The 6816-nt window shown below is 44.9% G+C and carries 7 protein-coding genes and 1 pseudogene; 7 read left to right on the top strand and 1 reads right to left on the bottom strand.

Features of this window, described 5'->3' with window-relative positions; translation table 11 throughout:
• Nucleotides 1–110, top strand: a pseudogene (locus tag FTV31_RS13965) (IS5/IS1182 family transposase); the annotation flags it as partial.
• Nucleotides 111–233: 123 nt separating this feature from the next.
• On the opposite strand, the gene FTV31_RS13960 reads toward FTV31_RS13965, so the two are convergent.
• Complete coding sequence (locus FTV31_RS13960; protein ID WP_005100217.1) at nt 234–1145, bottom strand: LysR family transcriptional regulator; 912 nt, start codon at nt 1143–1145, stop codon at nt 234–236.
• Between the two features lie 115 nt (nt 1146–1260).
• Here FTV31_RS13960 and FTV31_RS13955 point away from each other — a divergent pair, with 115 nt between their 5' ends.
• The 6 genes from FTV31_RS13955 to benC all read left to right on the top strand — a co-directional run bounded on the left by FTV31_RS13955 (nt 1261) and on the right by benC (nt 6803).
• Entirely contained in the window at nt 1261–2370 is a 1110-nt protein-coding gene (locus tag FTV31_RS13955) for a muconate/chloromuconate family cycloisomerase (protein ID WP_180015425.1), read from the top strand.
• A gap of 15 nt (nt 2371–2385) precedes the next feature.
• Nucleotides 2386–2676 carry a muconolactone Delta-isomerase gene (gene catC / locus FTV31_RS13950; protein ID WP_180015423.1) on the top strand — a complete coding sequence of 97 codons (291 nt, stop codon included), beginning with the start codon at nt 2386–2388 and terminating at the stop codon, nt 2674–2676.
• A 149-nt stretch (nt 2677–2825) separates the two neighbouring features.
• Entirely contained in the window at nt 2826–3746 is a 921-nt protein-coding gene (gene catA / locus FTV31_RS13945) for a catechol 1,2-dioxygenase (RefSeq protein ID WP_180015421.1), read from the top strand.
• Between the two features lie 75 nt (nt 3747–3821).
• Nucleotides 3822–5210 carry a benzoate 1,2-dioxygenase large subunit gene (gene benA / locus FTV31_RS13940; RefSeq protein ID WP_180015419.1) on the top strand — a complete coding sequence of 463 codons (1389 nt, stop codon included), beginning with the start codon at nt 3822–3824 and terminating at the stop codon, nt 5208–5210.
• The gene (benB, locus tag FTV31_RS13935; protein ID WP_179992594.1) at nt 5207–5698 is read left to right on the top strand and encodes a benzoate 1,2-dioxygenase small subunit; all 492 of its coding nucleotides are present in this window, start codon (nt 5207–5209) and stop codon (nt 5696–5698) included. The genes benA and benB overlap by 4 nt, the downstream gene beginning before the upstream one ends.
• An 88-nt stretch (nt 5699–5786) precedes the next feature.
• A complete protein-coding gene (benC, locus tag FTV31_RS13930) occupies nt 5787–6803 on the top strand; it encodes a benzoate 1,2-dioxygenase electron transfer component BenC (RefSeq protein WP_180015417.1) in 1017 nt (338 codons plus the stop codon).
• The last annotated feature ends 13 nt before the right edge of the window (nt 6804–6816 follow it).

Below are 6816 nucleotides of genomic sequence, written 5' to 3'. Positions count from 1 at the left end.
TGAAAACCTTCAAAATTCTTGCTGAGCGTTATCGAAATAGAGGTAAAAGGCTTGGTTTGAGATTCAATTTAATCGCTGGAATCTACAACTTGGAACTGAGCAAAAAATGATTTATGAAAGAGGTCTATTTACTATGCTTTAATGATATTCGTCCAAATAAAACGACTTTAATTCAGTCATTAAATAATAATTTCACCTATTTTATATAACATCTAAAAAGTTTTTAATCTCGTTTAAAACACCGCACGATCATATTTAATTGCTTCAAGATCATAGACCTGATAGACCGCATCAAACAGATATCGAATATATTCACTTTCATCCATATTACGAATAGCCATAAAGACCGGGCTGACCGCAAATTCATCTAATAAAGGGATAAAGTTTAAATGTGCCAGCCGAATATTCTGTGCACTTTCCGGTACGATACAAACACCCTCTCCAGCAGCTACAAAGCCAAGTGCCAGTTGCAATTCACTGACTGCACGGATATTTTTTGGCTCTAGTCCATACTCGGAAAATATACCGCGCACTTGGGTAGAAAAATTAGCCTTACCATTATTCGGGTATAAAAAGAGTGGCTGATCTACCAGTTCAGCCAGATTCACGCCATCTCGTTGCGAAAGAAAATGACTAGAATGTGCCGCGACCATGAGTCTTTCTTCACGCAGCAACACCCGTTTCACTGCTGGATCTGAAATTCTCAAGCGTCCAAAACCGACATCAATCCGCCCTTCTTTAAGTGCCTGAATCTGCTCTGAAGTATTCATTTCAACCATCTCAATTTTGAGCTGGGGGTGTTGCTGCTTAAATAGAAACACAATACGCGACAGTAAACCGAATAATAACGAGCCAACAAAACCAATGCTAATGGTGCGATCCGCGATACCAATCCGCTTGGTCATCGATTTGATTTCTTCCGCATTAGACAAAAGTTTAACCGCATGCTGATAGAAGAATTGACCTGCTTCTGTGGTCTTAAGCGGCCGGCTACCTCTTTCAAAGAGCTGAATATCCAGTTCCTGTTCCAGATTTTGTATCTGTCTGCTTAAAGGTGGTTGAGCAATAAACAGTTTTTCTGCCGCCTTGGTAAAACTTTGTTCTTCGACGACTGCGACGAAGTAACGCAAATGCCTGAGTTCCATATTATTGCATACCTTTAAAGTATAAAAAAATGCTAAATCGATCTTAGACCAATCAAATTTATTCTTTTAAGGTATATCAAGTCAAAACATTAAAGCAAGAATGTGAAGCGTAATTATGTATAAGTCAGTTGAAACCTTGCTGGTTCAAATACCGACGATCCGTCCTCACAAGATGGCTGTCGCAACCATGCAAACCCAGACACTGGTCCTGGTCAAAATCACCACCGAAGACGGCTATGTGGGTTGGGGCGAAGCCACCACTATTGGCGGTTTAGGCTACGGTGAAGAAAGCCCAGAAAGTGTCAAAGTGAATATTGAGACTTACTTTGCACCGCTTCTGAAAACATTATCAGGTTTGAATGTTGCACAGACATTACAAGCCATCAAAAAGAATATTAATGGTAACCGTTTTGCCAAGTGTGCCATTCAAACTGCGCTACTGGATATTCAGGCACAACGTTTGAACCAGCCACTGAGTGAAATTCTAGGTGGACGTTTACGTGACAGCGTACCAGTGCTGTGGGTCCTGGCATCTGGCAATACCGAGAAAGACATTGCTGAAGCCCAGAAAATGATTGCGGCCAAACGCCACAATATTTTCAAACTGAAAATTGGTTCTCGTCCAGTGGAACAGGATGTTGAACACGTGCTTGCGATTAAACAGGCACTAGGCAAAGACATTTCGATCCGTGTTGATGTGAACCGTGCCTGGACAGAGCTAGACGCGATTAAAGGCATTCAGTTACTCCAGGACGGCGGCATTGACCTGATTGAACAGCCATGTGCCATTGATAATCTGGATGCAATGCGACGTCTGACCCAGCGTTTTGATATCGCCATCATGGCGGATGAATCCTTGATGGGTCCGCAGTCTGCCTATCAGATCGCACGTCAGCATGGCTCATCAGTTTTTGCAGTCAAAGTGGCGCAATCTGGTGGCCTGATTGAAGGTTGTGAAGTTGCAAAAGTGGCACAGCTGGCAGGTATCGATCTGTATGGCGGCACCATGCTTGAAGGTCCGGTGGGCACGATCGCCTCTGCCCATGCCTTCTCGACTTTTGAAAGTCTCGCTTATGGCACCGAACTGTTTGGTCCACTGCTGTTAACTGATGAAATTTTAAGAACCCCACTCCAGTATCAAAACTTTGAACTTGAGATTCCGAAAGGACCAGGTCTGGGTATTGAGTTGGATGAAAACAAAATTGACAACTTGCGTCGTCAATAATTCCAGGAGAACCCCATGCTTTTCCAAGTACGAATGGACGTCAATATTCCAAAAGATATGCCAGTTGAACAGGCCAATGAAATTAAGGCTGTCGAAAAAGCCTATTCACAGGATCTGCAGCGTCAAGGTAAATGGCGTCATATCTGGCGCATCACTGGACAGTATTCAAACATCAGTATTTTTGATGTTGAAAGCAATGAAGAGTTGCACAACCTGCTACAAGGCTTGCCACTCTATCCGTATATGAACATCGAAGTCATGCCATTAAACCGTCATCCATCTTCAGTTCGAGATGATGACAGTTAATTAAGTACCAGATCAGGAATCGAAAGATTCCCCTTGCAAAAAACAAACAGAGAGTACTGCAACAAGGATTGTGGCCAGCCAAATTTAGCCAGCCGATAAAGCTAAAGATGCGCCACTAAAATATGAAAACATACTTTAGGAGCAATAGTATGAACCGCCAAGAAATTGATGCACTGGTTAAAAAAATGAATGTCGACACAGCGACAGGACCAGTTGATGCGCGTGTACAACAAGTTGTTGTACGTTTATTAGGTGATCTTTTCCAGGCTATTGAAGATCTTGATATTTCTCAGACTGAACTCTGGAAAGGTCTGGAATACTTTACTGATGCAGGTCAAGCCAATGAATTAGGCTTACTGGCTGCAGGTCTTGGTCTGGAACATTACTTAGACTTACGCGCGGATGAAGCAGATGCCAAAGCAGGCATTACTGGCGGTACACCACGTACCATCGAAGGCCCGCTCTATGTTGCAGGTGCACCTGAATCAGTTGGTTTTGCGCGTATGGATGACGGTTCTGAAGAAGGCAAAATTCCGACCCTGATTATTGAAGGCACGGTGACCGATACTGACGGCAACATCATTGAAGGTGCCAAAGTTGAAGTCTGGCATGCCAACAGCCTGGGCAACTATTCGTTCTTTGACAAGTCGCAATCGGACTTTAACCTGCGCCGTTCTATCTTTACCGATCAAGACGGTAAATATGTTGCGCTGACCACCATGCCGGTCGGTTATGGCTGTCCACCTGAAGGTACTACCCAGTTCGTACTGGACAAATTAGGTCGTCACGGTAACCGCCCATCTCATGTGCATTACTTCGTATCTGCACCGGGTTACCGAAAGTTAACCACACAGTTCAATATCGAAGGCGATCAATACCTGTGGGATGACTTTGCCTTCGCCACACGTGATGGGCTGGTCGCAACTGCTGTTGATGTGACCGATGAAGCTGAAATCGCACGCCGTGGTTTAAATGGTCCATTCAAACATATCCAGTTCAATATTGAACTGGTGAAAGACCAGGTTGCTGCACCAAGCACTGAAGTAGAACGTCGTCGCGCAAGCGCTTAATTCAAAATGGAATCGGGATGTCAGTCTGAGCAACATCCCGATGACTTCCCCTCCTTGGAAAGTCGGAGACTGGACATGCCTCGTATTCCTGTAATTAACACCAGCCATTTAGACCGTATTGATGAATTACTGGTCGATGATTTTGAATCTGGTGAATTTAAATTGCACCGTTCCGTATTTACTGATCAGGCCCTGTTTGATCTGGAAATGAAATACATTTTTGAAGGAAACTGGGTTTATCTGGCCCATGAGAGCCAGATTCCTAATAACAACGATTACTACACAACCCATATTGGCCGTCAGCCAATCATCATTGCACGTAATCGTAATGGCGAACTGAATGCCATGATCAATGCCTGCTCACACCGCGGTGCACAGCTCTGCCGTTATAAGCGTGGCAATAAAGCAACCTATACCTGCCCATTCCATGGCTGGACATTCAATAACTCTGGTAAGCTTTTAAAAGTCAAAGACCCGGCTGATGCAGGCTATTCAGATTGCTTTAACCAGGACGGTTCTCATGACCTGAAAAAAGTAGCTCGTTTTGAAAATTACAAAGGCTTCCTGTTTGGCAGCCTGAATCCGGATGTTCCTTCTCTGGAAGAATATCTGGGTGAAGCCACGAAGATCATCGACATGATCGTGGGTCAGTCTGAGCAAGGTCTGGAAGTTTTACGTGGTTCATCGACTTATACCTATGAAGGTAACTGGAAGCTGACTGCAGAAAACGGTGCCGATGGTTATCACGTCTCTGCCGTGCACTGGAACTACGCTGCGACCACTCAGCAACGTAAGGAAAAAGAAGCTGGCGATAATATTCGTGCCATGAGCGCAGGTTCATGGGGCAAACAAGGCGGTGGTTCTTACGGCTTTGAACATGGTCATATGCTGCTTTGGACACAATGGGCCAACCCGGAAGACCGTCCAAACTTCGCCAAGAAAGACGAATACACAGAGAAATACGGTGAAGCGATGGCGAAATGGATGATCGAACGTTCACGTAACCTGTGTATCTATCCAAACGTTTACTTCATGGATCAGTTCGGCTCACAAATCCGTGTTCTGCGTCCAATCTCTGTCGATAAGACTGAAGTGACGATTTACTGTATCGGTCCTGTCGGTGAAGAGCCTGAAGCACGCACCCGCCGTATCCGTCAGTATGAAGACTTCTTTAATGCTTCTGGTATGGCTACCCCAGACGATCTGGAAGAATTCCGTGCCTGTCAGGCCGGTTATGCTGGGATCGCGCTGGAATGGAATGATATGTGCCGTGGTTCTAAGCACTGGATTCAAGGGCCAGATGATGCAGCCAATGAAATTGGCCTGAAACCAAAACTGTCTGGTATTAAAACAGAAGATGAAGGCCTGTACCTGGCTCAGCACCAGTACTGGTTAGAGCTGATCAAAAAAGGCATTGCGACTGAAAAAGAAATTGCTGCAAGCACTGAAGGAGAAACCGCATGAGCGACATCACTTTAGAAAATATTGCACAGTTCCTGTATCAGGAAGCCCGCTTTTTAGATGATGAGCAATGGGATGACTGGTTACAGTGCTACGCCCCTACTGCTTCTTTCTGGATGCCAGCCTGGGATGATGATGACCGTCTGACTGAAGATCCACAGTCTGAAATCTCACTGATTTACTACCCAGACCGTCAGGGTCTTGAAGACCGTGTGTTCCGGATCAAGACAGAACGTTCATCTGCCACCATGCCGGATACCCGTACTAGTCACAACATCTGCAATATTGAAATTGTGGAACGTGATGGCGACAAGGTCACTGTGCGCTTTAACTGGAATACCCTGAGTTTCCGCTACAAAACCAGTTACAGCTACTTTGGTATGTCTCGTTATGTAATCAATTTTTCAGGCGAAAAACCACAGATTTTAAGCAAATACGTGGTGCTGAAAAACGATTACATCAACCAGGTTATCGACATTTATCACCTCTAAGACTGTCTCGACAGCAAGGTCAAACCTTTCAGCCAGGGAAATATGGCTGAAAGGCTAAGTTTCAAAGATTTATATAGGATATTCAGCCATGTCAAACCACAATGTTGCACTCCAATTTGAAGATGGCGTTACACGTTTTATTAGTGTTGCCCAAGGCGAAACCTTGTCCGATGCAGCTTACCGTCAAAAGATCAATATCCCTCTAGATTGCCGTGACGGTGCATGTGGAACGTGCCGCGCTTTTTGTGAATCAGGTGCGTATGACATGCCTGAAGAAATGTACATTGAAGATGCACTGACACCAGAAGAAGCCGCAGAAGGTTTTATCCTGGCTTGCCAATGTAAACCGACTTCGGATGCCGTGTTCCAAATTCAGGCCTCCTCTGATGTCTGTAAAACCGAGATTCATGCATTTCAAGGTACGTTGGCCCGTGTAGAAAACCTGTCTGATTCCACCATTACTTTTGATATTCAACTCGATGATGGTCAACCAGACATTCACTTTCTGGCAGGTCAATATGTCAATGTTAGTATTCCAGGCACCACAGAAACCCGTTCTTATTCATTCAGCTCAAAACCGGGTAATCGCCTGACTGGTTTCGTAGTACGTAATGTACCGAACGGGAAAATGAGTGAATTCTTGAGCAAAAATGCCAAAGCTGGCGACAAAATGACCTTTACCGGTCCGTTTGGTAGCTTCTACCTGCGCCCTGTGACCCGCCCTGTCTTGATGCTGGCGGGTGGTACAGGTATTGCACCATTCATGTCGATGTTGCAAGTGCTGGAAGAAAAAGGTTCAGAGCATCCAGTGCGTCTGGTATTTGGTGTGACCAATGATTTTGATCTGGTGGCCATTGAAAAACTGAATAAACTACAAGATAAATTCCCGTGGTTCGAATACCGTACTGTAGTGGCAAACCCGGAATCTGCACATGAACGTAAAGGCTATGTCACTGGCCATATTGAAAATGAATGGCTAAATGCTGGTGAGGTTGATATCTACCTGTGTGGCCCGGTACCAATGGTTGAAGCGGTTCGCGGCTGGCTAGAAGCAGAAGGCGTAAAACCTGCAAGCTTCCTGTTTGAAAAATTCTCAGCAAACTAACTAGAGGGAATTT

The sequence above is a fragment of the Acinetobacter sp. YH16031 genome (assembly GCF_013417335.1).
Taxonomy (GTDB): Bacteria; Pseudomonadota; Gammaproteobacteria; order Pseudomonadales; family Moraxellaceae; genus Acinetobacter.
This window is presented reverse-complemented; position numbering and strand designations above follow the sequence as displayed.

Bases quoted from the DNA above. Each gene is read 5' to 3' on its own strand.
- FTV31_RS13960 (WP_005100217.1), bottom strand. From the start codon at position 1,145: ATGGAACTCAGGCATTTGCGTTACTTCGTCGCAGTCGTCGAAGAACAA.
- FTV31_RS13955 (WP_180015425.1), top strand. From the start codon at position 1,261: ATGTATAAGTCAGTTGAAACCTTGCTGGTTCAAATACCGACGATCCGT.
- catC (WP_180015423.1), top strand. From the start codon at position 2,386: ATGCTTTTCCAAGTACGAATGGACGTCAATATTCCAAAAGATATGCCA.
- catA (WP_180015421.1), top strand. From the start codon at position 2,826: ATGAACCGCCAAGAAATTGATGCACTGGTTAAAAAAATGAATGTCGAC.
- benA (WP_180015419.1), top strand. From the start codon at position 3,822: ATGCCTCGTATTCCTGTAATTAACACCAGCCATTTAGACCGTATTGAT.
- benB (WP_179992594.1), top strand. From the start codon at position 5,207: ATGAGCGACATCACTTTAGAAAATATTGCACAGTTCCTGTATCAGGAA.
- benC (WP_180015417.1), top strand. From the start codon at position 5,787: ATGTCAAACCACAATGTTGCACTCCAATTTGAAGATGGCGTTACACGT.